This is a genomic window from Wolbachia endosymbiont (group A) of Trypoxylon clavicerum (genome assembly GCF_947251665.1).
GTDB classification, from domain to species: Bacteria; Pseudomonadota; Alphaproteobacteria; order Rickettsiales; family Anaplasmataceae; genus Wolbachia; species Wolbachia pipientis.
The window spans coordinates 589,738-612,857 of sequence record NZ_OX366374.1 but is presented as its reverse complement, the minus strand read 5'-3'; the positions used below and the strand labels follow the sequence as shown (position 1 = coordinate 612,857).

At 35.8% G+C, this 23,120-nt stretch carries 17 protein-coding genes, 1 other RNA gene and 2 pseudogenes; 10 read left to right on the top strand and 10 right to left on the bottom strand.

The features are described from left to right. Positions 1-40: 40 nt before the first annotated feature. Together OPR60_RS03120 and OPR60_RS03115 are read right to left on the bottom strand one after the other, a co-directional pair. On the bottom strand, positions 41-2,068 hold the full coding sequence (locus OPR60_RS03120) for a hypothetical protein (protein WP_265040017.1): 2,028 nt from the start codon (positions 2,066-2,068) through the stop codon (positions 41-43). A gap of 164 nt (positions 2,069-2,232) precedes the next feature. Continuing rightward, positions 2,233-2,985 (bottom strand): IS5 family transposase, encoded by a 753-nt coding sequence (locus OPR60_RS03115; protein ID WP_265039632.1) that lies wholly within the window; start codon positions 2,983-2,985, stop codon positions 2,233-2,235. Between the two features lie 151 nt (positions 2,986-3,136). On the opposite strand from OPR60_RS03115, the gene OPR60_RS03110 reads away from it, so the two are divergent. The 3 genes from OPR60_RS03110 (at position 3,137) to OPR60_RS03100 (ending at position 4,401) form a co-directional block, all read left to right on the top strand. Beyond that, positions 3,137-3,451 (top strand): hypothetical protein, encoded by a 315-nt coding sequence (locus OPR60_RS03110; protein WP_265040016.1) that lies wholly within the window; start codon positions 3,137-3,139, stop codon positions 3,449-3,451. 112 nt (positions 3,452-3,563) lie between these two features. Then, positions 3,564-3,827, top strand: coding sequence for a translation initiation factor IF-1 (gene infA, locus OPR60_RS03105; protein WP_265040014.1), 264 nt, complete (start codon positions 3,564-3,566; stop codon positions 3,825-3,827). Further along, positions 3,805-4,401, top strand: a complete 597-nt coding sequence (locus OPR60_RS03100) for a Maf family nucleotide pyrophosphatase (protein ID WP_007550161.1) — start codon at positions 3,805-3,807, stop codon at positions 4,399-4,401. The genes infA and OPR60_RS03100 overlap by 23 nt, the downstream gene beginning before the upstream one ends. On the opposite strand, the gene OPR60_RS03095 is transcribed toward OPR60_RS03100, so the two are convergent. Beyond that, positions 4,393-7,062 carry a hypothetical protein gene (locus OPR60_RS03095; protein ID WP_265040013.1) on the bottom strand — a complete coding sequence of 890 codons (2,670 nt, stop codon included), beginning with the start codon at positions 7,060-7,062 and terminating at the stop codon, positions 4,393-4,395. The genes OPR60_RS03100 and OPR60_RS03095 overlap by 9 nt on opposite strands. A gap of 346 nt (positions 7,063-7,408) precedes the next feature. Beyond that, positions 7,409-8,752 carry an alanine:cation symporter family protein gene (locus OPR60_RS03090; protein ID WP_065094755.1) on the bottom strand — a complete coding sequence of 448 codons (1,344 nt, stop codon included), beginning with the start codon at positions 8,750-8,752 and terminating at the stop codon, positions 7,409-7,411. Positions 8,753-9,563: 811 nt separating this feature from the next. Between OPR60_RS03090 and OPR60_RS03085 the strand changes: the two genes are divergently transcribed. Genes OPR60_RS03085 through OPR60_RS03075 form a run of 3 tightly spaced genes read left to right on the top strand, consistent with a single transcriptional unit; the run spans position 9,564 to position 13,110 of the window. Next, positions 9,564-10,316 (top strand): IS5 family transposase, encoded by a 753-nt coding sequence (locus OPR60_RS03085; RefSeq protein WP_265039632.1) that lies wholly within the window; start codon positions 9,564-9,566, stop codon positions 10,314-10,316. A gap of 4 nt (positions 10,317-10,320) precedes the next feature. After that, positions 10,321-10,836, top strand: coding sequence for a hypothetical protein (locus OPR60_RS03080; RefSeq protein WP_265039633.1), 516 nt, complete (start codon positions 10,321-10,323; stop codon positions 10,834-10,836). A 9-nt stretch (positions 10,837-10,845) separates the two neighbouring features. Beyond that, positions 10,846-13,110: a hypothetical protein gene (locus OPR60_RS03075; RefSeq protein ID WP_191111445.1), complete on the top strand. Its 2,265-nt coding sequence runs from the start codon at positions 10,846-10,848 to the stop codon at positions 13,108-13,110. A gap of 110 nt (positions 13,111-13,220) precedes the next feature. On the opposite strand, the gene OPR60_RS03070 is transcribed toward OPR60_RS03075, so the two are convergent. The 3 genes from OPR60_RS03070 to OPR60_RS03060 form a co-directional block, all read right to left on the bottom strand. After that, on the bottom strand, positions 13,221-13,973 hold the full coding sequence (locus OPR60_RS03070; RefSeq protein ID WP_265039632.1) for an IS5 family transposase: 753 nt from the start codon (positions 13,971-13,973) through the stop codon (positions 13,221-13,223). A 100-nt stretch (positions 13,974-14,073) separates the two neighbouring features. After that, positions 14,074-14,826 (bottom strand): IS5 family transposase, encoded by a 753-nt coding sequence (locus tag OPR60_RS03065; RefSeq protein ID WP_265039632.1) that lies wholly within the window; start codon positions 14,824-14,826, stop codon positions 14,074-14,076. Positions 14,827-15,103: 277 nt separating this feature from the next. Beyond that, positions 15,104-16,126 carry an IS110 family RNA-guided transposase gene (locus OPR60_RS03060; protein ID WP_265039631.1) on the bottom strand — a complete coding sequence of 341 codons (1,023 nt, stop codon included), beginning with the start codon at positions 16,124-16,126 and terminating at the stop codon, positions 15,104-15,106. A gap of 617 nt (positions 16,127-16,743) precedes the next feature. Here OPR60_RS03060 and OPR60_RS03055 point away from each other — a divergent pair. Next, complete coding sequence (locus OPR60_RS03055; protein WP_264377396.1) at positions 16,744-19,524, top strand: ankyrin repeat domain-containing protein; 2,781 nt, start codon at positions 16,744-16,746, stop codon at positions 19,522-19,524. 452 nt (positions 19,525-19,976) lie between these two features. On the opposite strand, the pseudogene OPR60_RS03050 reads toward OPR60_RS03055, so the two are convergent. Both OPR60_RS03050 and OPR60_RS03045 read right to left on the bottom strand, forming a co-directional pair. Next, positions 19,977-20,096: pseudogene (locus OPR60_RS03050) on the bottom strand (zinc ribbon domain-containing protein); the annotation flags it as partial. Positions 20,097-20,146: 50 nt separating this feature from the next. After that, a pseudogene (locus OPR60_RS03045) lies at positions 20,147-20,407 on the bottom strand (hypothetical protein); the annotation flags it as partial. A gap of 165 nt (positions 20,408-20,572) precedes the next feature. Here OPR60_RS03045 and OPR60_RS03040 point away from each other — a divergent pair. The 3 genes from OPR60_RS03040 to rnpB all read left to right on the top strand — a co-directional run bounded on the left by OPR60_RS03040 (position 20,573) and on the right by rnpB (position 22,238). Beyond that, entirely contained in the window at positions 20,573-21,325 is a 753-nt protein-coding gene (locus OPR60_RS03040) for an IS5 family transposase (protein ID WP_265039632.1), read from the top strand. Positions 21,326-21,329: 4 nt separating this feature from the next. Beyond that, a complete protein-coding gene (locus tag OPR60_RS03035) occupies positions 21,330-21,731 on the top strand; it encodes a hypothetical protein (protein WP_265040012.1) in 402 nt (133 codons plus the stop codon). 157 nt (positions 21,732-21,888) lie between these two features. Further along, positions 21,889-22,238, top strand: an RNA gene (rnpB, locus tag OPR60_RS03030) — RNase P RNA component class A. Positions 22,239-22,289: 51 nt separating this feature from the next. Here rnpB and OPR60_RS03025 read toward each other — a convergent pair. Then, positions 22,290-23,060: a response regulator transcription factor gene (locus OPR60_RS03025; RefSeq protein ID WP_265040011.1), complete on the bottom strand. Its 771-nt coding sequence runs from the start codon at positions 23,058-23,060 to the stop codon at positions 22,290-22,292. Between the last annotated feature and the right edge of the window lie 60 nt (positions 23,061-23,120).

Here is a 23,120-nt window from a genome sequence, read left to right as displayed (position 1 = left end):
AAATACCGCCAATTTGGCCCATCATTTTATCTCTGCAAGTTCATCCCGCCTTTGCTATGTTAGCAACGCAACCTAAGCTAGGTTCCTTCATAGCAGTGTTAGGTACACTGCCATATCTTTCAAAACTTTTATGCTCTACAGCTTCCTCAACACTTTTTCCTCCTAAAAGACAGTTTTCCCCTAAACTTTTTCCCTTATCTTTTAACTCATTAAGCCTTGCTCTGTTTTCCCCATCAATCTCCACTTTTATTTTATTGCTGTCTTTCTCACTAGGACTTAGATAAATACTTATCTCTCCTACCTCAGTGGTAAAAGACATTTCAATACCACCTTTTGAGACATCCATGTAATTTCTTTTTCCCCCTATTTCTTCTACATTTTCAACTCTTACTATACTTTCTCCAATTTTGAGAATGCCAACTCTTAAATTTAAGTCTTTGGCTTTTTCATTGTTTAGGATTTCTGCAACTTCAACAATACTATCTTGCGAGTATTCTACACAAAAATATCCATTATCCTTGTCTACTCCTAATACATTTTGAGTCTGCTTGCTTTTGTTTACAATACTTTCATATGCTAAATTATTAAGTCCTAAAATATTTTTATTCCTTTGACTTAAAATCTCTTTTTCTCTGTAAATACAATTTACATAATTATCGTGATTCTCTTTAGTAAATTTATTTAAAGTTGCACCCTCCGATATTACTTGTAATATCTTTTTCTCCTCTAGAAGTCTAAAATTCTCAGTAGAATCGACCCAATATAGTGCTTGTATTGTATTAATTATATGGTCTACAAAGGACTCGCCGTCTTTATATGGAAAAGTGAACATAATTCCTTGTTCCAGTGCTTGGCTTATAACTTCATCAAGTCTCCCTTTCAACTCCCCAATATCATCTTCTTCACATTCACCAGCTTCATCTGAATCACTAAGGATTTTATCCATTTCTTGCCAAATACTTTCATACTTTTCCTCTTCTGCTTTATTCAGTTCTATTTGGGCTAAAGAAAAAGAATCTTCTTTTATTATGTTTGTGTTTTCATCATGAAAACTCAGATGACTGTAGCGTTTACCACAATCTGTATCATAATGACCAACATCATCATCACCACAGTCCGAACTATCTTCTGAGTTCCCATCACTATCTGACCAATTGTCAACTTTCGAAAATTCTGAGCTTTTCTGTTCACCTTCAAAAGTCTGATTACTACCGTCAGCGCCCTTTGTCAAATTTTCTTTACTTTCACAAGAACCATCTGAACCATAGCCCTCGTTCCCTTTTGGATCTGAATCATCTGGATTACAATCAGAAGTTATTTCTGTATCTTCAGAAATCTGTTGATTATCACTTTCACCTAACAAACCACCATTTGTTGGATTACATACATTTTCTGTATATTTTTGATTATTTTGTGCTTCTATTTTCTCCTTTTCGTACAACAGTTCAAACTGATCAATTTCAATCGATCGTACTTGTGTCCTTGAAAGAAAGTCCTCTGGAATCTGATCCTCATCGTCAGAATTGTGACCTGAATCACAAATTACATGATCATTGCAGGTAGAATTGTGCTCTACTGAATCAGTACTTTCAAAAATTTGTGGATTATTACTTCCGTCTGGCAAATTACCTGATAAACCAGTCTGATGATTATTTTCACCTACCCAACCATCAGTTGTTGTTGGAATATATATTCCTGTATATCTTTGGCTATCAAGAGAATCATTAGTTAATTGTACTGCTGTATAAGTTGTCCGGTCATCCTCATCATCGGAACTAATACCTGAATTATGGCCATCACCTTCTTCAATCTTTTGAGTTTCTATATCGTGTTCATCTATTTCGCTCGACGAATCATAGTTGGAAGGGTTATACTGTTGATTAGAACGGTACGTAGTGAAAAGCACTTGACTATGATTATTACTGTTATCACTTGTACAAGAATCATCGGAGTGCTGTAGAGGAGTTTGTGCATTACTTTCAAGAGTTTGACGCCACTCGCTGCAAAGGTCCTTAAAATTGAAAGCAGTGCGTATAACTTTTTCCTTGCCTGATACCCCACCATTCATATTGTATAACCATTACTCACTAATCCCTTAGTGAATATCGTAATATATAGGTCTGTCAATAAAAAAATATAACTTTCTTTGGTTCTAACCTTTGCAAATCAGTATCTATAGCTCGGTAATTTCTCATACGTTGCACTCTGGACCTAGGCTCTGTGGACAAAATTTTAGAGAAGCCATACAAGAGCTCCAACAAAATTGAGAAAACCAATAAAAACCTCAGCAGTTTTATCAAATCTGGAAAAAATGCGCCTAAAATTTTTAATTTTACCAAAAAAACACTCAATCAAATGACGTTCTTTGTAGATATGCTCATCGTAATACCTTTGCACTTTTCGATTCCGTTTTGGCGGAATAACTACTGTACATCCCTTGTCTTCAAGACTTGTAACAAAGGCATTGCTATCGTAGCCCTTGTCAGCTACTACAGTAGAGTTATAGATACTTTCGGTCAACACTTGTGCCTGCGTAATTTCATTTCTTTGACCAGGAGTCAGAGTAAATTTAAGTGGATTTCCAAGTGCATCGACAAGCGCATGTATTTTAGTTGTAAAGCCACCTTTGCTCCTCCCTAAAGCTTCTTGATCCTTGGAGTTTTTTGTATATCCAGATGAACATGGATGGGCTCGGATGATCGTACCGTCGATTATAGCAACTTCTAAATCAGGCTCTTGTTTAGTATATTCAAGCAATTTTTTCCAGACATCTCTTTCACACCATCTTTTAAATCGCTTATGTATACTCCTGTAATTACCATAAGTTTTTGGTAAAAGTCTCCATTGGCAACCACTTCGCACTATGTACCACACTGCCTCTATGAATATTCTTAAACGTTTTTCATCTTTGCTGTGCATTCCTTTTACGCTTTTTATGAACTCTAAAATTTGTTTCCAATTTTCCTCTTTGATGTAATATTGCATATGGTAGTTTCTCCATTTTTTACCTATTAGGCTAAACTACCATCTTTTTCTCTCTTTTCATATTTTTTGTCCACAGAGCCTAGAGCGTGAGAAAGAAAAGTGTAAACAATTATTAGAAGAAGAAAATGAATGGGGTGATGAATTGGTAGGAATGCTTGATGGACTGGAAGAAAAAATTCGTGCTGATGAACAAAGGAGCTTCAACAATCAATTAACGGGAGAAATTTCTAATGAGTCTGGTAATGCTCCACAAAAGAAGAGCGGGTTATCAAAATCTTCAAGCGTTGATAATGAGTCTTATGTTCCACTGAGAGAGAAGACAACATTACTCAGATCTTTAAGCGTTGATAGTGGACTTGATAGCGATGAAGAAAATTGTGATAATGATTTATCTTTCAACATAAGTCCTATAAGTTCTATTGAGAAGGTGGCAGAGAGTAGAAACGTAGGTAGGGTATCATTGTGAAGATGGTTGGGGTTAAGTTGCAACTTAAGTGGGGCGCAAAAGGTCTTTTGTGTTGATAATAATTTAAAATCTATAGTAGACTAAAAAAGATTATTAAATTATAATATAACATATGATAAAAGACGAGAAATCGAAAACAATTTTTGAAGTGGAAGGGACAGTAACTGCTTTACTACCTGCAGCAGAATTTAGAGTGAAACTGGACAATGAACATGAGATTATCTGTCATGTATCAGGGAAAGTGAGAAGAAGTAAAATACGCATCATTATAGGGGATAGGGTGTTAGTTGAGATGAGCATTTACGATAGGAATGCGAGAAAGGGTAGGATCATTAGAAGGCTTAAAGGTACAAGTGACAGAACGATCTCTAAATAATCTTATTCTTGCTTCATCATCGAAAAGGCGTATAGCTTTACTAAAACAAATAAACATTGAGCCAGGTTTAATTTTGCCAGCAGATATAGATGAAGCCCCTTTAAAAAAGGAACTTCCGAAGGATTACTCAATCCGTATGGCAAAAAGTAAAGCGGAGAAAATACAAAGCTCAAATCCAAATTATTTTGTGCTTGGTGTTGATACAGTTGTTGCTTGTGGTAGAAGGATATTGCTCAAAGCTGAAAACGTTGAGCAAGCAGAAAAATGTATCCGCTTGTTATCAGGAAGAAGGCATAGAGTATACACCAGTGTATGTCTATTAACTCCCGATCAATCTAAACAACATATCAGGACTGTGGTTACAATAGTGAAATTTAAACGTCTCAGTGAACAAGAAATTAAGTATTATTTAGCATCAGAAGAGTGGAAAAATAGGGCGGGGGGATGCAATATACAAGGCCTAGCTGGAGTGTTCGTATTGTTCTTACGCGGCTCCTACTCTTCCGTTATAGGGTTACCATTACATGAAACCTATTGTTTGCTAAGCAATTATTTTAACTTCAATTTATATTGAAATACCTTTATTAGTATCTTTTTTTTGTTGTGACTCAGCAACCTGTTTAGCCCAATCTAGTGGTCTTTTATTTCTGTTAGCTAATGCAATTCTATTGCGATCATAACCATCAGTGTGTTCTGTTAAAGTATCTCCTCTTTCTTCTTCTATTACTCCAGCTTTCAGTTGTGCTTCATCTTTCTCTAGTAATTTATATAGTTCGCTATTTTTATCTACGGTTGGATTAGTGTCAGCATTTTCTCGTTCTGCCACTGTTTTTTCTAACCACTTACGTATAGGGTCATATTGTTTACCTTCTCCTATCTTTTCTAAAACGTTTTCTGAGAATGAATCTTTAGGAATATTTTCTTTAGTAGCCTGTTGTGCCGGTTCTCTTAACCCTTTATCCAATGCTTCTTTTAACTCACTCGTATCTCCGATTTCTTTTGGTTCAATGTTTTCTAAGCTCTTCTTTAACTGCTCAGGATTTACTTGAGATTGTTCATGATTGGCATGAGTTGGAGATGAATAGCCCGAATCGTTTGTTTTTATGTCTGTTGAGCTGTCTTTGAGCAACCCAACTTCTCTCAAGCGTTTTTTAGTTTCTTCGCTAATCTGACTCTGATCAGCTGGTTTTAACCCGAGATTTTCTTGACCTAATGTATTTTTAAGTTCTTCAAATAGAGTTAGATTACTTTGTCTAATATGTTCTTCTAATTTCCTTCCTACCTGTTTTAAATCTGTTTGAGATTTACTATCACTATTAGTTGGAGATATATAGCCTGAATCACTTATACTATTTGGTGTTGAAGCAGAGACACTAACAGTTGGACCTTCCACTATTTTTACATCTGCTAAATCGTCTTTTTGCAATCCATCTTCTTTATCTTGTGACAGTTTATCAGTAGGATCAACTTGCCTTAATCCTCTATTATCCTGCTGTGATCTATCTCTGATTTCTTTAAGAAGATTTTCAGGTGGAGTTTGATCACTTTGTTCAATGTTCTCTAAGCTCTTCTTTAACTGTTCAGGATTTACTTGAGATTGTTCATGATTGGCATGAGTTGGAGATGAATAGCCCGAGTCACTTTTATTATTGAGTGCTGTAGCAGAGAGCGGCTGTTCACTTTCTTTCCACTTAGCATCACTAGCATCTTGGTTATCACTGTTATCTGGAGAAGATGAATAAGGAATTTTGTCCTTTAATGTCTCTAACGGTGATGGGTTATTTTTTCTACTTCCTGCAATTGATGCTTTTCTATCATCAACATCAATGTGCCGTAAGTTGTTTTTCTTGAAATTTCTGATGTCTTGTAACAGATCGCCTTTGCTATTTCCTTCTTGTTGCTGGGTTTTAGGTTGTTGCTGATCATTAGGTGTTTGCTCACTTCTATCTGGTTTTTGGCTTCCAGGTACAGCATGTCCAAATGTAGGATTGTCATACCGTTCATCTTCTTGCCTATTATCTTGATTGTGGCTTACAGACTTGGTGAAAGTAGAACTATCTGAAGAATCAGAAGTTGCACCTTTTTGCTGATTATTAGGTGTTTGCTCATTTTCGCGCAAGTCATCTGGTTTTTGGCTTCCAGATTTGGCTCCCCCTTGCTCATCGAAAACACCTTTTTCAGGTGGTAGTGAACTAGTTCTAGGTGGAAGTGGCGGAGGAGTTTTTTTGTTCTGAGGATTCTCCTCAAAAAGCGATTGTAGGTTATAAACTTGACCTCCCGAATTTGCTTCTCGTGCTGCTTGTCTAAGCTCACGCTTTTCTTTAGCCTCCTGAGAATTAATTTTATCGTCAAAATCTTTTCCAATTCCGTTATCGTAAGACTGCCTTCTGCTGTTAGATTGTAGTCCAAAATGTGAATGGTGGTCTTCTTTTTTTTGAGTTATATCAGTAGCTTGAACGCTAACACCTCTATTAACATCAATTCTTGTCGTAGTTTCAGATGATAGCTCGTTACTGTCTTTATTATGTTGCATCTCATTCGCTTTTCCTTGTCCTTTCTCCCTGAATTGTATTTCATGCAAGAATAAACCACCTATTTTTACATCTCTGTTTACTTCTAACCGTTCTAGAGAAAAATCATCACCTTTAACAAGGTCTACACCGTTAGCATCAATCTTAATTTTGATCTTACATTCCTTCCCCTCCGCATACCACTTTAAAGTCATTTCATATGAACCATCAGTTACGACATAATGTCTTATTTTTTTCCCTTCTTCCTTGGCAACAAAACCATGCATTCCGCTCTTTCCATCACTATGCAATGTTGAAAATCCCGAGATTTCATTCTTCTCACAAAAATCACTATTTAAAAATTCGCTAATTTTAAACTCTTTTTTGTTATCTTCCAGCGTAATACTTGCGTGATTACCGTATATTGAAACTCCTGCAACATCATCAACATACTCTTTCAACCTTTCTTTAACTTCACTTTCAAGCTCTTGTCCAGCTTTCTTTGTCTTGTCGCATTTCTGAAGAATAACTCCATATGCTTTATCTTTGTTTTCTTCTTCGTCCCAATTCCAGTTGGCGTGTTTTGTTAAAAACTTTACTGTGTTAAAATCAACTCTAGCATTATAAATTGGGTCGTCTTCCTTTTTTATTTTATCAAATAAAGGAAAAATTTCTTGAATGCGCTCATTATAAATGTGTTCTTGTTGTGTATCGTTAGTGCCCATATATCCCTCACTAATAACCCTCTGCCTTTAGTTCTAGCTAATACTAGCTAATATAATTATCACAAGCATTGGTTGAATTTTTATTAAGGAAGGTTGTGTTACTAATGTGATGACACAAGCTATTTTATGGTAACATCAAACGATTTAAGTTGTCATTCCAGTCTGGAATCCAGCCTTTCACGAACCCCATCAAAAATGTTGTGTTTTAACATAAGATTAGCTATTTTTATGCTCACTAACTTAGTGCCAATCAAGATTCCTGGATCCCAGTGTCTGGGCACTGGGATGACATCCTTCTTGGCGGAAATCACTCTTATATCACAACAGCTGCATAGCCTAAATTGCTTTAGCTATAGCTCTGTTTTTGCAACTTCAAATATCTGCTACTCATAGTAAACACTTCTGGATCTTGAGAGGTTAGCTTGAGTATAGCGAGTATGTTGATAAACAACAAAGCAGCAATCGAGATATCAGCAACATCCCATAGCAACCGGACTTTACCTATCGCACCAAGCGGAATGATCATGGTAAAAATTACAATCCAGATTTTAGTGTATTTATTATCCATAGACACATAGCGTATTGTCTGTTTTGAGCAAAAAAACCAAGTAAAAATAGTAGTAAAAGCAAAACAAAACATTATGGCCATAATTAAATAGTCAATATAAGGCCAATTCATTGCCTTTCTAAAAGCAAATATGCACATGTTAGTGCTCTCTAAATCAGTGACCCAAGAATCTGTGACAAGCAGTACCATTGTTGTAATAAACACTATAAACGCAACTATAAAAGGCGATATTATCGTAATTAGACTCTGCTCAATAATAAATTTATTATTATTTTTCTTAGGAACAATTGAAGAATGTACGATTCCTTCAAGGCCAAGCCCTATATCTGTTGCAAAAATACCTCGCAAAGTTCCGACTTGAATAATAGTCAACATTTCTAGAATCAAACCTAGAGATAAACCAGAGTTAAAGCTACTGGTTGTAAAAAAACTGCTTGTTATTAGTTTTAGAGAAGGAAGAATATTTTCACTAAATTTAAATAATATGATACCGCAAAGTGTGAGGTAACTTACCGTCATTATCGGTATCATAGCCGATATAAAAATTTTAATTTTTTTTAAGCTGAGAGCTGCAACAACAAAAAATATTATGGCCATTACAATGCCACCAACAACTACAGGCACATCTATCATATTAAGTGGTATTGATAGAGAATTTACCTGAACAAGGTTACCAACTGTTATTGAAACCATCATCATGATAACTAGAAAGACAATTGTGGCCTTCCTAGAGTTAAACGCATCAGTCATGTAGGCTACAGGGCCACCTATAAACCGTTCGTTCTTTTCCTTTCTGGTTTTTATACTTAGATAACAAGTGACATATTTTATCACAGAAGTGATAACAATAATTATTGCCATCCATAAAATAGAGCCCGGTCCTCCGGTTTTTAGAGCAACAGCAGTTCCTGAAATATTTCCTACTCCTAAATTTCCCCCTAAAATTGTAAACAGAGCGGCTATAGAAGAAAATTTATTTTCTCCTTTTTTAGCTCCAAGGAGTGAAAGGGCGTATGGTAATCTAAATACCTGTAGCCATTTTAGTTTAATCGATAGGTAAACACCAGCAACTAGCATGAGTAATATTGTTGGCAGTAATAAAACAAACTTTACTATATCCATTTACATACTAAAAGTGAGTGTTTTGACTTAAGTATACATACAAAAGTTGAAAATACCCAACCTATTTTCTATGTATGACTTCGTTTCCGTCATTCTAGAAACCTTTTCTTGTCATCCAAGTAGCTGACACATAACTGTACGAACATTGTAATATGGTACAATGTTAAGACGATGTCATTCCAGTCTGGAATCCAGCTTTTAATGCAACCCCTCACCAAAAATATTGTGTTTTAACATAAGGTTAGCTACTTTTATACTCACCAACTTAGTGTCCAATCTGGATCCCAGTGTCTGGGCACTGGGATGACATCTTTTTTCTTGGTACAAATTACTCTTATATCTCAATGTTCGTACAGTTAGTGCGTGACACTGGGATCTAAATTTTTTATGCGAAACCATTATGTTTATATACTTGTAGGCCCAAGTTCCTCACATAGTGAACAAAAAAGTAAATGAGATTCCAGTGTCACGCACTGGAATGACACCTACCCCATGAGAACCCTATTTTTCATACCACTCATTTATAAGTTCATTGACATCAGAATCTATAAAATTCTTCAGTGGCTGTTTGATTTTTATCTCAGCATTTTTAGGGATGCACCTATCTTTACATATCGCATAATTTATATGGAAGTTAAGGTCAATATACCCTTGATTTGAAAACACATTCATCTTAAAGGGAAATAACACCATGTCCTCATATACGTTACTGATAAATATCTCTCTTCCTAGGCTCTGTGGACAAAAAATATGAAAAGAGAGAAAAAGATGGTAGTTTAGCCTAATAGGTAAAAAATGGAGAAACTACCATATGCAATATTACATCAAAGAGGAAAATTGGAAACAAATTTTAGAGTTCATAAAAAGCGTAAAAGGAATGCACAGCAAAGATGAAAAACGTTTAAGAATATTCATAGAGGCAGTGTGGTACATAGTGCGAAGTGGTTGCCAATGGAGACTTTTACCAAAAACTTATGGTAATTACAGGAGTATACATAAGCGATTTAAAAGATGGTGTGAAAGAGATGTCTGGAAAAAATTGCTTGAATATACTAAACAAGAGCCTGATTTAGAAGTTGCTATAATCGACGGTACGATCATTCGAGCCCATCCATGTTCATCTGGATATACAAAAAACTCCAAGGATCAAGAAGCTTTAGGGAGGAGCAAAGGTGGCTTTACAACTAAAATACATGCGCTTGTCGATGCACTTGGAAATCCACTTAAATTTACTCTGACTCCTGGTCAAAGAAATGAAATTACGCAGGCACAAGTGTTGACCGAAAGTATCTATAACTCTACTGTAGTAGCTGACAAGGGCTACGATAGCAATGCCTTTGTTACAAGTCTTGAAGACAAGGGATGTACAGTAGTTATTCCGCCAAAACGGAATCGAAAAGTGCAAAGGTATTACGATGAGCATATCTACAAAGAACGTCATTTGATTGAGTGTTTTTTTGGTAAAATTAAAAATTTTAGGCGCATTTTTTCCAGATTTGATAAAACTGCTGAGGTTTTTATTGGTTTTCTCAATTTTGTTGGAGCTCTTGTATGGCTTCTCTAAAATTTTGTCCACAGAGCCTAGGAGTTATACTCTTCTTCTCTCCTCACTTTCGGACATGATGCTCGAAAATTCTGAGTCAACTATTCAAGCTAGGGAAGCTATAATGAACCTTATAAAGTGTGGTAATTTCAATAATCATGAGGGGCGTGAGGAAAAAGCTGCGGTATTTTTTTCTAATGGAAGGGTTCCGATTAAGCGTGCGCTTGCAGGATTGATTGTCGATTGGCAACTTGGTTGTACAAAAAAGGAAGAGGTGTTAAAGGTACTACAGTTTGCCAAAGAGTTTTGTGCAGTTGAAAGTTTTATGTATTTTAAAAAATCTGTTGTTGATAACCTAAAAATGGTTGGTAGGGATGGTATGAGAAAAAATATAGACTATGGTAAATTAGCAGAAAAGTTGTTTGCTGAATTAGATACGGTATCCGTGCCTAACGGAAGAGGTGATTTTGGTGGAGCTGGTGACCCACAGTCTACACTAGGAAGCACTGAAGTTAGTAGTTTTTCTGGTCGCAATAAGTAGGAGTATTTTATGCATGGGTTAGTTAGAAGTTTAATAAATGGAAATTGTGGAGAATTCACGGAAAAGTTTGAATATTTCTTGGATTCATGTCCATCTTTTCTGCATTCAGTTGGCAAAGATCACTTTTTTCCTGCGTTCTTTTTTGGCATGTTTGCTACTGCACATGATTCTGGTGTTGCAAACAATGATGAAAGAATCTTCTTTCGTTTTGATAATGATCCAGGTAGTCCTGGAAGGGGAAATCTAAAGGTTGCAATTCTAACAACTGATGGAAATAACAGAAGAGTTGTAAGGTGCTATACTATTGCTGACAGAGAGAATAGCTACGGTTCTAGGTTTAGCCAGCAGGAAAGGGAGCAGCTGGAAGGTATCCTGCGAGATGAAGAGCTTGAATGGCAAGAGTATAAAACATTTATATGGGCGGATAATCAAGGTGAAGATGAAGAAGAGGAAGCAGTAAGATGTAGGATATTTCAGGCAGGACAAGGGCCGTTTACTGGAAATCATGCATCTTATTTAACTCGTAGACATAGTTTTCAAGAGATTACCAGAACACCTGGGCTGCAAAATAATTATTTACCGGATTTGATGAATCAGCTAGAAAGTGATGATGCAGATGATGTACACGACACTACTGAGGAAGTGTTTCAGCATATTATTGGTGTCTACGATAGATATAGTCAGGCATTGGACTTCTATGGTAGAGAGTCTGACTATCATGGTTTTGTTTCCGGTGTTTTGATGCATTTTAGATATCGCAATGTAGCCAATATTTACCTTGAGCTGTTTGTAGGTGGTGGATATGCAGATATTACTTCTATTGTACGTGGTACACAGAGGTTAATTAATTCTGTTCCCTGTGTAACTGAACTTAAGGCAGGCAGAAGAGCAGATAGGAATGCTGGCCGTGCATTAGAGCAGGCTGGAAATTATGTTAATGGATGTCCCGTTTCATCCATATCTATTCCAACATTATCACCAAGAGCTGTCTGCGCTGGAGTGAATTTCGATTTTGGTAACCCAGGACGTTTACAGCTTGGTGTGAGGGCTTTTTTAGCAAAAGGTTCTTCTTTAATGGAAAGATTATTTGAACCTGTAGAGGATGAGGAGATTGGAGAAAATGTTAGGGATTATCTACTCCATCCAGCCTTTGGTGTACCTGCTGTACCAGGTATTAGGAATAGGGGTGGTGTTAACGCTAGAGATAGAAGAATATTTCTCTATACAAGTGGATTTGCTTTCGCAAGTATTGCATTTGCAAAAGGAACTGTGCCAATAGAAGGAAATCGTGCAATAGTAGATAAGCACTTGTTTCACTATGACGGTAATGCAAAAATGTTAGATGAGCAAAGATACAATACACAAGTAAATATTGGAGATCGTGCTTTGACTATGGTTTTGCATGTATCACGAGGTAGAGACCAGAAGGAGGAGGTGATCGTATTTCATGTTCGCCACGTATTGGCTAATCAACTTTTTCCGGACAATGGATTGGATCTATCGCGTTGGCCGAATGCTATGGTACATGAAGTGGTGTGTAATTTGACCATAAATAGAAGGACAAGAGGAGTAAATGATAATCTTGGTTTAACTGTTAATGTAGAAACATTTGACTCGCCTGCTGACTACCTGCTTGATAGAGGTAATCAGCCTTTTCAAGGTGAGCTTTTACGAATAGGTGGCGTTAGTAATGTGCATCGCGCTGCAAATGTAATGATGAATACTGGCTGGGAAAATGAAGATCCAGACAGTCATGAACGGTTTTACCAAGCAATTTCCAACGTGCTAAATCCACCCCAGCCAAATAATGCAGGACTCCAATCATTAGCATGGGTAGTGAACAGAGATAATGCTAGAGAAGCTGGGTTTCATGCTGCATTGCATGGATTATTTTACACTTGCGATAATCCTGCTAGGGTAGTTAGTGAATTTCAGGTTGGAGGAGGAGGAAAGTTAGACTTAGTATTGTCACGAGCTATAGGAAGGATGGGAGGTACTCATCCGATTGGAACAGAGCTAAAGTTTGCTGCCACTGAAGCAGACGTACAAAATAGAGAAGAAGAAGCAGATGAACAGGTGGAGGGTTATCTGCAGAGTAGAGGGTTTGATCGCATTACTGATGGAGATAAAATGGTTTTCTCGTATGCCGTATTTAATGATCAAGCGCCAGCACCAGCACAAAATGTCCCAAATACCCTTATAGCAGTTAGTAATGTTCTACGCATAAAAGATAACTTAGGAATTGACACTGTGGACGACTTTCCTTATAGATAAAAGGGATTATTGAGAGTTTAATTGTCTGTCATAAATAGCAGACGCCGTCTTGTCAGTCAACAAAAAAATTATAAAAATTGTCTCATTGCCTAGGCTCTGTGGACAAAATTTTAGAGAAGCCATACAAGAGCTCCAACAAAATTGAGAAAACCAATAAAAACCTCAGCAGTTTTATCAAATCTGGAAAAAATGCGCCTAAAATTTTTAATTTTACCAAAAAAACACTCAATCAAATGACGTTCTTTGTAGATATGCTCATCGTAATACCTTTGCACTTTTCGATTCCGTTTTGGCGGAATAACTACTGTACATCCCTTGTCTTCAAGACTTGTAACAAAGGCATTGCTATCGTAGCCCTTGTCAGCTACTACAGTAGAGTTATAGATACTTTCGGTCAACACTTGTGCCTGCGTAATTTCATTTCTTTGACCAGGAGTCAGAGTAAATTTAAGTGGATTTCCAAGTGCATCGACAAGCGCATGTATTTTAGTTGTAAAGCCACCTTTGCTCCTCCCTAAAGCTTCTTGATCCTTGGAGTTTTTTGTATATCCAGATGAACATGGATGGGCTCGAATGATCGTACCGTCGATTATAGCAACTTCTAAATCAGGCTCTTGTTTAGTATATTCAAGCAATTTTTTCCAGACATCTCTTTCACACCATCTTTTAAATCGCTTATGTATACTCCTGTAATTACCATAAGTTTTTGGTAAAAGTCTCCATTGGCAACCACTTCGCACTATGTACCACACTGCCTCTATGAATATTCTTAAACGTTTTTCATCTTTGCTGTGCATTCCTTTTACGCTTTTTATGAACTCTAAAATTTGTTTCCAATTTTCCTCTTTGATGTAATATTGCATATGGTAGTTTCTCCATTTTTTACCTATTAGGCTAAACTACCATCTTTTTCTCTCTTTTCATATTTTTTGTCCACAGAGCCTAGGCTCTGTGGACAAAATTTTAGAGAAGCCATACAAGAGCTCCAACAAAATTGAGAAAACCAATAAAAACCTCAGCAGTTTTATCAAATCTGGAAAAAATGCGCCTAAAATTTTTAATTTTACCAAAAAAACACTCAATCAAATGACGTTCTTTGTAGATATGCTCATCGTAATACCTTTGCACTTTTCGATTCCGTTTTGGCGGAATAACTACTGTACATCCCTTGTCTTCAAGACTTGTAACAAAGGCATTGCTATCGTAGCCCTTGTCAGCTACTACAGTAGAGTTATAGATACTTTCGGTCAACACTTGTGCCTGCGTAATTTCATTTCTTTGACCAGGAGTCAGAGTAAATTTAAGTGGATTTCCAAGTGCATCGACAAGTGCATGTATTTTAGTTGTAAAGCCACCTTTGCTCCTCCCTAAAGCTTCTTGATCCTTGGAGTTTTTTGTATATCCAGATGAACATGGATGGGCTCGGATGATCGTACCGTCGATTATAGCAACTTCTAAATCAGGCTCTTGTTTAGTATATTCAAGCAATTTTTTCCAGACATCTCTTTCACACCATCTTTTAAATCGCTTATGTATACTCCTGTAATTACCATAAGTTTTTGGTAAAAGTCTCCATTGGCAACCACTTCGCACTATGTACCACACTGCCTCTATGAATATTCTTAAACGTTTTTCATCTTTGCTGTGCATTCCTTTTACGCTTTTTATGAACTCTAAAATTTGTTTCCAATTTTCCTCTTTGATGTAATATTGCATATGGTAGTTTCTCCATTTTTTACCTATTAGGCTAAACTACCATCTTTTTCTCTCTTTTCATATTTTTTGTCCACAGAGCCTAGGCTGTATTGTAAAACTAAAAAATACTTCCAACTCACATCCTGTATAGCGGATACAGATTATAGTTATGTTGATAAGTAAATTTCTGCTGTCTTGTATATATAAAACTAATTTACTTATCAACATACCAATTACATTCAATGAATTTGTGTAAGATGCCATTTTACATAAGATAGAAAGGAAGCATTTTTTGATTTTAAAGTACTAAACCTTCAGTTAACCTCCTGGCCCTGTAGTTTTTGATATGGTCAGGATCAAAAGCCTTTTTTGATCTTAAAATACCAAAAACAATATGAAGTAACTTACGCATTGCAGACCCAACTATGGCCATATTATGCTTACCCTTTTTCTTTAATCTCTGGCAAAAGCTCATAATAATAGGATTGTGATTCTTAGCTACTATGGCAGGAAAGAAAAGTGCCTTACGTAATGGTTGTGAACCGGATTTACTTAATCTGGGTTTGGCATATACAGATGAACCTGATGTTATATTTCTCGGTATAACTCCTGCATATGCTGCCAATTGTCTGGCATTTCTAAAAACTTCTATGTCAGGAACCTCAGCTAAAATAGCTACTGCTGATTCCTCTCCTATTCCTGGAATAGTCAGTAGAAGTTGAAAATTTTCCAACAACTCTTTGTGTTGCTTTAATAGTTCACGTACGGAGTTTTTTATTGTTTCTATTTTTTGAGCTATATTCATTGCAAGGTCTTCCCAAGCATTTGCAACTTCTTTGGGCAGTCTCTCTTTTTTTTCTAAGTGGTTATTTACTAATATCAATTCATCTTTTAACGCAACCGAGCAACGATAAAGATGTTTTAATTTTTTCAGTTCAGGAGAAGGTGGTGTCCAACGAGTAGGTTCCTGTCTTTGGCAACAATCAGCAATAATTTCTGCATCAGTCTGATCATTTTTTTGCCGTGTAAGCTTACTTCTTGCGTAGGATTTTATGCAATAAGGATTTACAACACTAACAAAATGTCCAGTATTGTGTAGAAATTCAGCCAAAGCTTCACTATAACAACCGGTAGCTTCCATGCAGGCTTTTACTTGTTCTACATTATGTTTTTGTAGAAAGCTCAGTAAACCTTGAAACCCATGATCATCGTTCTTAAAGCTCCTTTTCCTAGTTTCACGTTTTCCTTTTTTACTTATAAATGAGAGAAAAACATCAAAGCGATCTTTTGATACATCTATGCCAAGAAAGTTGTTGATCATATATAACCCCATACGTTACCATTAAAAATGAAAAGTAAGGCTAACCTTGTTAATACAGAATTAGAACCATTTAGGTCTTTCTAAGACGCCGTCCAGCCTATACTTTTGAGAGGGAGCTCTTATCTGCAAAACAGATTTTATATCTAAGGTTTATATCAGAGTTCCTCCCTTCTCCAACTAATGCTTAAGCTTAAAACATTAGATGCTTTTTTCAAGATACAAGGTTTATAGTTAGAATTGGTTGATAGTGTTATATTGACTACTTCATTTTGTAACCAGATCGGCTTTATTGAGTAGTGGATTACAGATGGGCAGGCAAAAAAATCCGTGTAGTAAGTTCAAAATCAATGTCGGAGAATTTTATAGAAGTGTCAAGTTGAAGTTGATGTGGAAGGAAAGAGACTATAAATTCTGCTATGTTGATTGCTTAACACTCTGAATCAAGGTTGCAAGTTTACTATCCTATCAGGCATCTTTATTAGGTTAAAAGAAAGTTTATGTAAACACCTGAACTTACTACAAAAACTCAAAAATTGCAAAATAATAAAAATATTATATTAAAATCAGCTTGACTCATATTATATATTGTACATAATATATCAAGCTAGGAGGAAAATATGGTTATTGCTGAAGCTATCAACGGGCAAAGTAAACAAGCGAGCAAAAAGCTAGAAGAGAAATTAAGTCCTGGACAAGAGTGGTCAGAAACAGACAAACTATTGGATGAAGAGTACGAGTTAATTAAAAAATATTTATGGGTTCCATCTGAATTAAATGGAGGTAGATCTCTAGTTGATGGTCAATGTTCATTTGAGGAGCTGGTGTGTATATGGCTTGCTCATACAACAAATTTGAACGAGAATCAAAAAAAGTTAAATAAAGAATTACTAAAAACTCTTAAGGGTATAGGTTCTTATCTTCATGAGTACGATACTAAAAAACTTGAAAATTTTTTAAAAAATAACAAGGACGATCAAGATTTAAAAGTTGTTCTTAACCTTAAAAGGGGAGAGTCAGGATTAACGTTATTGCATGCTGCTTCAAGACTCAATGATGATCAGAGCGGTCCTACTTTAGTCAATTTACTTCTACAAGCAGGGGCTGATCCTAATATAGAAAGCAATGAAGGGAAAACACCTTTACATTATGCTGCTGATAGTAACTATAGGTATCTCACTATAAATCTACTCTTGGAGGGAAAAGCTGATCCTAACATACGGGACAATAAACGAAAAACCCCATTACAAACTGCTATTGATAATAATAACTGCCACATTTTAGAATGCTTCTTAACTGACAATCAGAAAAAGTTGAGTAAAGAGCTGTATGATATACTTTTAGGTATACTCTCGCCTGAAGATTATAAAAAACCTCATGTTATAGGTGAAGTTTTTAATCGTCAGGCTATTGAAAATTTAGGCAAGTTTCTGGATAAACATAAGAATAGTCAGGATCTCAAAATGATTTTCATTGTTCAGGATAGAGTAGGTATGTCAAAAGTACTTAGTTATGCTAGAGCTACTTGCAAAGAAGCAGTGGATTTACTTCTAAAGGCAGGAGCAACTGATCCTAAAAAAGATGCAAATATGTGCAATAAGAAGAAAAAGTGTTTGCTTCCACCTAGGACTTTATGGAGTATCCCAAACCAACAGATAGTGCTAGGTGGATTTTTAAATGACATATCTCAAGTTGAAAGTATGGATCAACTGGAAAAAGTTGTAGATAGAGCTATAGATTTCGGAGTAATGTTAAATTTCGCTAAAAAATCTTCTCAAGGTGAAAAGTACAACTTTACAGATTATGTAATAAAAGAAATTAGTAGATTAGAAAAGAATCCTAAAGTTGCAAGTGATATAGTATGTAAGTTGGTATCGTGGGGAGCAGCGTGCTATACTAAAAACAGTATAGATGTAATTGGCGAACTGGAATTAGAATTTAAAGATCACAAAGCTAATATGATAAAAGCTCATGAAAAGTATGTTAATTGTACTCAGAAATTCCTGAAAATCGCAAAAAATGCGACCAACGGCAAGTTAAATCGTGCAAAAATGGATAACGCTACTTTTTACTTAGAATATTCAGAGGACAGTACAATAGATGTTGCACAAATTACAGATGGAACAAGGGATTTAGGGCTAACCCATGGAGATGTAAAGTGTGGAAGAAATATAGTAAAGATCGGTAATAGTGAAGTAGAGATTATCACAAAAGATGGTGTAAGGAATTACACAGATCTTACAGAAGGTGGTGATATAGTATTAACTTTCTATACCATTCAGGGGGAACTAGAGGTCAGGTTATATCCTGATACACAAAATAAAGATCTAATAAGAGTAGAGGTGAACGATCAAGATTTACTGGAGGAATTAAAAAATTGTAACGAAAAAATAGGTAAGAATTGCTTACTAGGGGGGTTACCAGTTGATCAAGCCATAGAACGAGGTTTCTTTACTAGATCAGGAAAACTTTGTCAATATTCCGAAACAGTTAGTTCAGCTGCTCAAACTGTAAATGAAAAGCAACAACTATTACAGGATTTACGCTATATTGAGTCTAATATTGTAAAAAAGGAGAAGAATTTTGACATAAAAACTCACCTGGTAGAAATCTTTAAAACTTTATCTAGATTCTGTGAAGAAAAAGGGGATATTTCTAAAACAGACTTAGCTAAAGCAGCAGAAAAGGAAAGTAAAAAATTGGGGTTAGAAGGTAAATATAACTGGAGTAAGATTTTTGGTTTAGAGAAAGGAGTTATTGAAAAAGCAGAAAAACAAGGTGATAAAGAACAAAAATCAAACATACCTGATAATTTCTATTTAGGACAAGCAATTGAAGATGGAAACTGTTTTTTTGATTCGTTTAGACAAGAACTAGAACAACAATTAGGGATAAAAGCTACTGTTGAGCAATTGCGACAATATTGTAAAGAGTTTGCACGAAATAACCCACCAGAATGGTTCATAAATGCTATTACTAACAGTCATGATAATAATGGCGTGGTGCGTAGGGAAACTCCAGATTTTTATGCAAAAAATATTCTAAATAACAATAGATGGGGTGATCCTGAGGTTGAAGGTAGAATACTTTGCGGAAAGTATGGTGTAAAATTGCATGTTGTAGAGAGTAATCCATTACATGCTACTGATGAACAACAAGATCCATCCTTGCATCAACTAATAGATAGTTTAGGATCAAGAAGTACAGGTGAGTATAATAGGATAGATTATGATGACAATAATGTCTTACATATAGTAAATAAGGGACATGATCATTTTGAACCACTGTTTAATAGTAATAAAATCTTGGCAAAATGCTATTCAAGCTTACCAAGGTGTAGTATGGACGAGTTAAAGATAGAATCTCACCAACATAAGTCACTACTTGTAAGTGGATCATAGCTCCGTATATGACTTGTTACACAGCAATGATGGAGGAAGTTTATTTAGATGGTTAAAAAAGAATTTACTTAGCACTTATGAATTTTCAAGTACGCTTTCAGGTTCAAAGGAAGCTGTAGATTAGTCCACATGTACTACTTTCTCGAGTTGTATGCTGGGATTTAGAGTATTGTACGTTGCATTTTTCGATTTCTATAGAATTTTTCCCCAGATCTATTATTAAAATGTGCAGCTAAAATTCGATACATTTTCTGCCATTGTCGTATCTAGCATGCTAAAATCTTCGTCATTTATATTGATATTTTTGCATAATTGAGTGTCAGCTTTTATAACATTGATTTGCTTTTTTACATCAATCTTGACTTCCTCAACATCTTTTGGAATGGCCCTTCGTATCAGCTCCTTCTGGCACGTACTCTTTCTGTTACTTTTGTAAATTAAGACGCCATTCCTTACAATTTTTCCATCTGCTCACTCCACAACACCGGTATTTCTCTCAAATCAACTAATTTCAAATTTCTTGGCTGCCTCCCATTTACTATATCTTTTTTAATCTTTGGTGCTAAATAATTTCACCTTTTCTTTCCCTATTAAGAACTTCACAAACTCAAGATTTTCATGGTTATAACTGACAGCATGGTGCACAGCCATCTTCTCGACGTACATAATTAACATTAGCCCCTTTATCAAGTTGAGCTTCTACTCCACTGCGGTCTTTTCTCTTGACAGCATCAAGAAGTAATTCATTTCTTAGTAAACTTTCAACTTCTTCATGTCCTCCATCATTTGCAAGTTCCAATGGTGATCTATTATTGGAATTTTTAATATCAATTCTTGCTCCTTTTTCTATGAGAAACTCTACAGCTGATAAATGTCCTTCCTTGGCAGCATAGTAGACTGATCTGTGGTTTTAGAATTAATAAATGATTCTTGTTGTTGCTTTTATATTAGAAGCTTTACAATCCCTAGGCTCTGTGGACAAAAAATATGAAAAGAGAGAAAAAGATGGTAGTTTAGCCTAATAGGTAAAAAATGGAGAAACTACCATATGCAATATTACATCAAAGAGGAAAATTGGAAACAAATTTTAGAGTTCATAAAAAGCGTAAAAGGAATGCACAGCAAAGATGAAAAACGTTTAAGAATATTCATAGAGGCAGTGTGGTACATAGTGCGAAGTGGTTGCCAATGGAGACTTTTACCAAAAACTTATGGTAATTACAGGAGTATACATAAGCGATTTAAAAGATGGTGTGAAAGAGATGTCTGGAAAAAATTGCTTGAATATACTAAACAAGAGCCTGATTTAGAAGTTGCTATAATCGACGGTACGATCATTCGAGCCCATCCATGTTCATCTGGATATACAAAAAACTCCAAGGATCAAGAAGCTTTAGGGAGGAGCAAAGGTGGCTTTACAACTAAAATACATGCGCTTGTCGATGCACTTGGAAATCCACTTAAATTTACTCTGACTCCTGGTCAAAGAAATGAAATTACGCAGGCACAAGTGTTGACCGAAAGTATCTATAACTCTACTGTAGTAGCTGACAAGGGCTACGATAGCAATGCCTTTGTTACAAGTCTTGAAGACAAGGGATGTACAGTAGTTATTCCGCCAAAACGGAATCGAAAAGTGCAAAGGTATTACGATGAGCATATCTACAAAGAACGTCATTTGATTGAGTGTTTTTTTGGTAAAATTAAAAATTTTAGGCGCATTTTTTCCAGATTTGATAAAACTGCTGAGGTTTTTATTGGTTTTCTCAATTTTGTTGGAGCTCTTGTATGGCTTCTCTAAAATTTTGTCCACAGAGCCTAGAACAAAAGAGTCAACAACTCCTATATTCACCACGACTTTACTTCCTCAGTCTACTTCTTCACCACAACCTACTCAACTTGCTATAGGGTCTAATAAGGCAGGAATGATAGGGGGATCTTTGGTTGGAGCAATAGGTATTGTTGGAATTATAGGATTCATAGCATATAGATATGTTAAGGGTCGTAATGCTGCTCCTGTATTAGAACTAACTGATTTGGGTTATAGAAGGCGATCATCTTCAAGTAGCGATGAAGAAATTTTTACCACTGGTAACAGAATGCGAACTATATATCAATCTGAAACAGTGCTAAATAGTATATCAGTAGAAAGTAGTAGTCGATCAAGAAGTAGCTCATCGTCTTCAAGCGGTGGACCAGGCTCTTGACTAACTGAAGCGGAGTCTAAAAGTGAAAAAAGCTTATCTTGGGATAGTGATGATGTGCCGGAATATCACCTTTAGCTATTTGTCTAAATGTTTTTAATATGTAGACTGTTAGGAAATTGTCTTTTGCTTTTGTGATTTTCATGTTAAAGTATAATTCCTAGGTGAAATAAGTAGCTGCTGTTGTGTGATAAACATAGCAGAGGAAAGTCCGGGCTCCAAGGAAAAATAGTGACGGGTAATGCCCGCCGGAGGTAACTCCAGTTATAGGGCTACAGAAAATTACCGCCTAAAATATTTTTAGGTAAGGGTGAAAAGGTGTGGTAAGAGCACACCATGGCAATGGCAATATTGGTAGTCGAGTAACCAACACTAGGAGCAAGATTAAATAGAAGTGGATTTTATGTTTTCCTCATATCTACTCGGGTAAATCGCATGCGGTAAATGGTAACATTTACTCCAGATAAATAGCTACATAAACAGAACTCGGCTTATATTTCACCTAGGCGTTCACATGATACGTGCGATATAAGCCATGCTATATTTAAATGTGTAGGCATTTCATGCGTTGTCCTTCACTTGTTCTGCTTGATAGCCATCACTACTTTCGCCTACATTAACATTAGAATATTCATCATCATCAATATACTCTTTCAGAACATACCCTCTGCCCCAAACGGTTTCTATGTAGCTTTTTCCATCATTTGCACTTTCAAGTTTCTTACGTAATTTGCACATAAAAACATCAACTATCTTGTTATCTGAAGGTTCATCTAAGCCATTGTAAAGATGATTTAAGAACATTTCTTTTGTTAATACTGTTCCTTTACGCAGTGCTAGCAATTCTATCATAGAATACTCTTTATTAGTAAGGTGAACCGTTTTACCTTTCACCTCAACAAGCCTGTGATCAAAATTGATATTTATATTACCAATCTTTATCACCGATTCAGGATGGCCTTTAGTACGACGCACTATGGCCTTAATTCGAGCTAATAACTCACTTTTATGAAATGGTTTGGTTAAGTAATCATCGGCACCATACCCGAGTCCTTTAGCTTTGTGATTGACAGCGGATATACATGAAAGTATTAAGACAGGAACTTTGATTTTTGCACTTCTTAGTCTTAGCAATATATCATATCCGTCAATATCACCAGGCAAGTGTATATCTAAAATAACTAGGTCATAGTAATCTCCGTTTGAGGAAACCATATTATTGTTATAATCTTGTGCAGAAGTAACAACGTCACAGAAATGTCCATCAGAAGTTAAGGCGTTAACCACAGTCTTTGCACTTACTTGATCATCTTCAATTAATAATATACGCATATTTTACACCCCATAAATAATTTATAATTTTAGTAATATATATAACTAAGGAAAGTAATA

What these genes read in the sequence shown, in the direction of transcription:
- OPR60_RS03120 (WP_265040017.1), bottom strand. Translation starts at nt 2,068, where the DNA reads ATGAATGGTGGGGTATCAGGCAAGGAAAAAGTTATACGCACTGCTTTC.
- OPR60_RS03115 (WP_265039632.1), bottom strand. Translation starts at nt 2,985, where the DNA reads ATGCAATATTACATCAAAGAGGAAAATTGGAAACAAATTTTAGAGTTC.
- OPR60_RS03110 (WP_265040016.1), top strand. Translation starts at nt 3,137, where the DNA reads ATGCTTGATGGACTGGAAGAAAAAATTCGTGCTGATGAACAAAGGAGC.
- infA (WP_265040014.1), top strand. Translation starts at nt 3,564, where the DNA reads ATGATAAAAGACGAGAAATCGAAAACAATTTTTGAAGTGGAAGGGACA.
- OPR60_RS03095 (WP_265040013.1), bottom strand. Translation starts at nt 7,062, where the DNA reads ATGGGCACTAACGATACACAACAAGAACACATTTATAATGAGCGCATT.
- OPR60_RS03090 (WP_065094755.1), bottom strand. Translation starts at nt 8,752, where the DNA reads ATGGATATAGTAAAGTTTGTTTTATTACTGCCAACAATATTACTCATG.
- OPR60_RS03085 (WP_265039632.1), top strand. Translation starts at nt 9,564, where the DNA reads ATGCAATATTACATCAAAGAGGAAAATTGGAAACAAATTTTAGAGTTC.
- OPR60_RS03075 (WP_191111445.1), top strand. Translation starts at nt 10,846, where the DNA reads ATGCATGGGTTAGTTAGAAGTTTAATAAATGGAAATTGTGGAGAATTC.
- OPR60_RS03070 (WP_265039632.1), bottom strand. Translation starts at nt 13,973, where the DNA reads ATGCAATATTACATCAAAGAGGAAAATTGGAAACAAATTTTAGAGTTC.
- OPR60_RS03065 (WP_265039632.1), bottom strand. Translation starts at nt 14,826, where the DNA reads ATGCAATATTACATCAAAGAGGAAAATTGGAAACAAATTTTAGAGTTC.
- OPR60_RS03060 (WP_265039631.1), bottom strand. Translation starts at nt 16,126, where the DNA reads ATGATCAACAACTTTCTTGGCATAGATGTATCAAAAGATCGCTTTGAT.
- OPR60_RS03055 (WP_264377396.1), top strand. Translation starts at nt 16,744, where the DNA reads ATGGTTATTGCTGAAGCTATCAACGGGCAAAGTAAACAAGCGAGCAAA.
- OPR60_RS03040 (WP_265039632.1), top strand. Translation starts at nt 20,573, where the DNA reads ATGCAATATTACATCAAAGAGGAAAATTGGAAACAAATTTTAGAGTTC.
- OPR60_RS03025 (WP_265040011.1), bottom strand. Translation starts at nt 23,060, where the DNA reads ATGCGTATATTATTAATTGAAGATGATCAAGTAAGTGCAAAGACTGTG.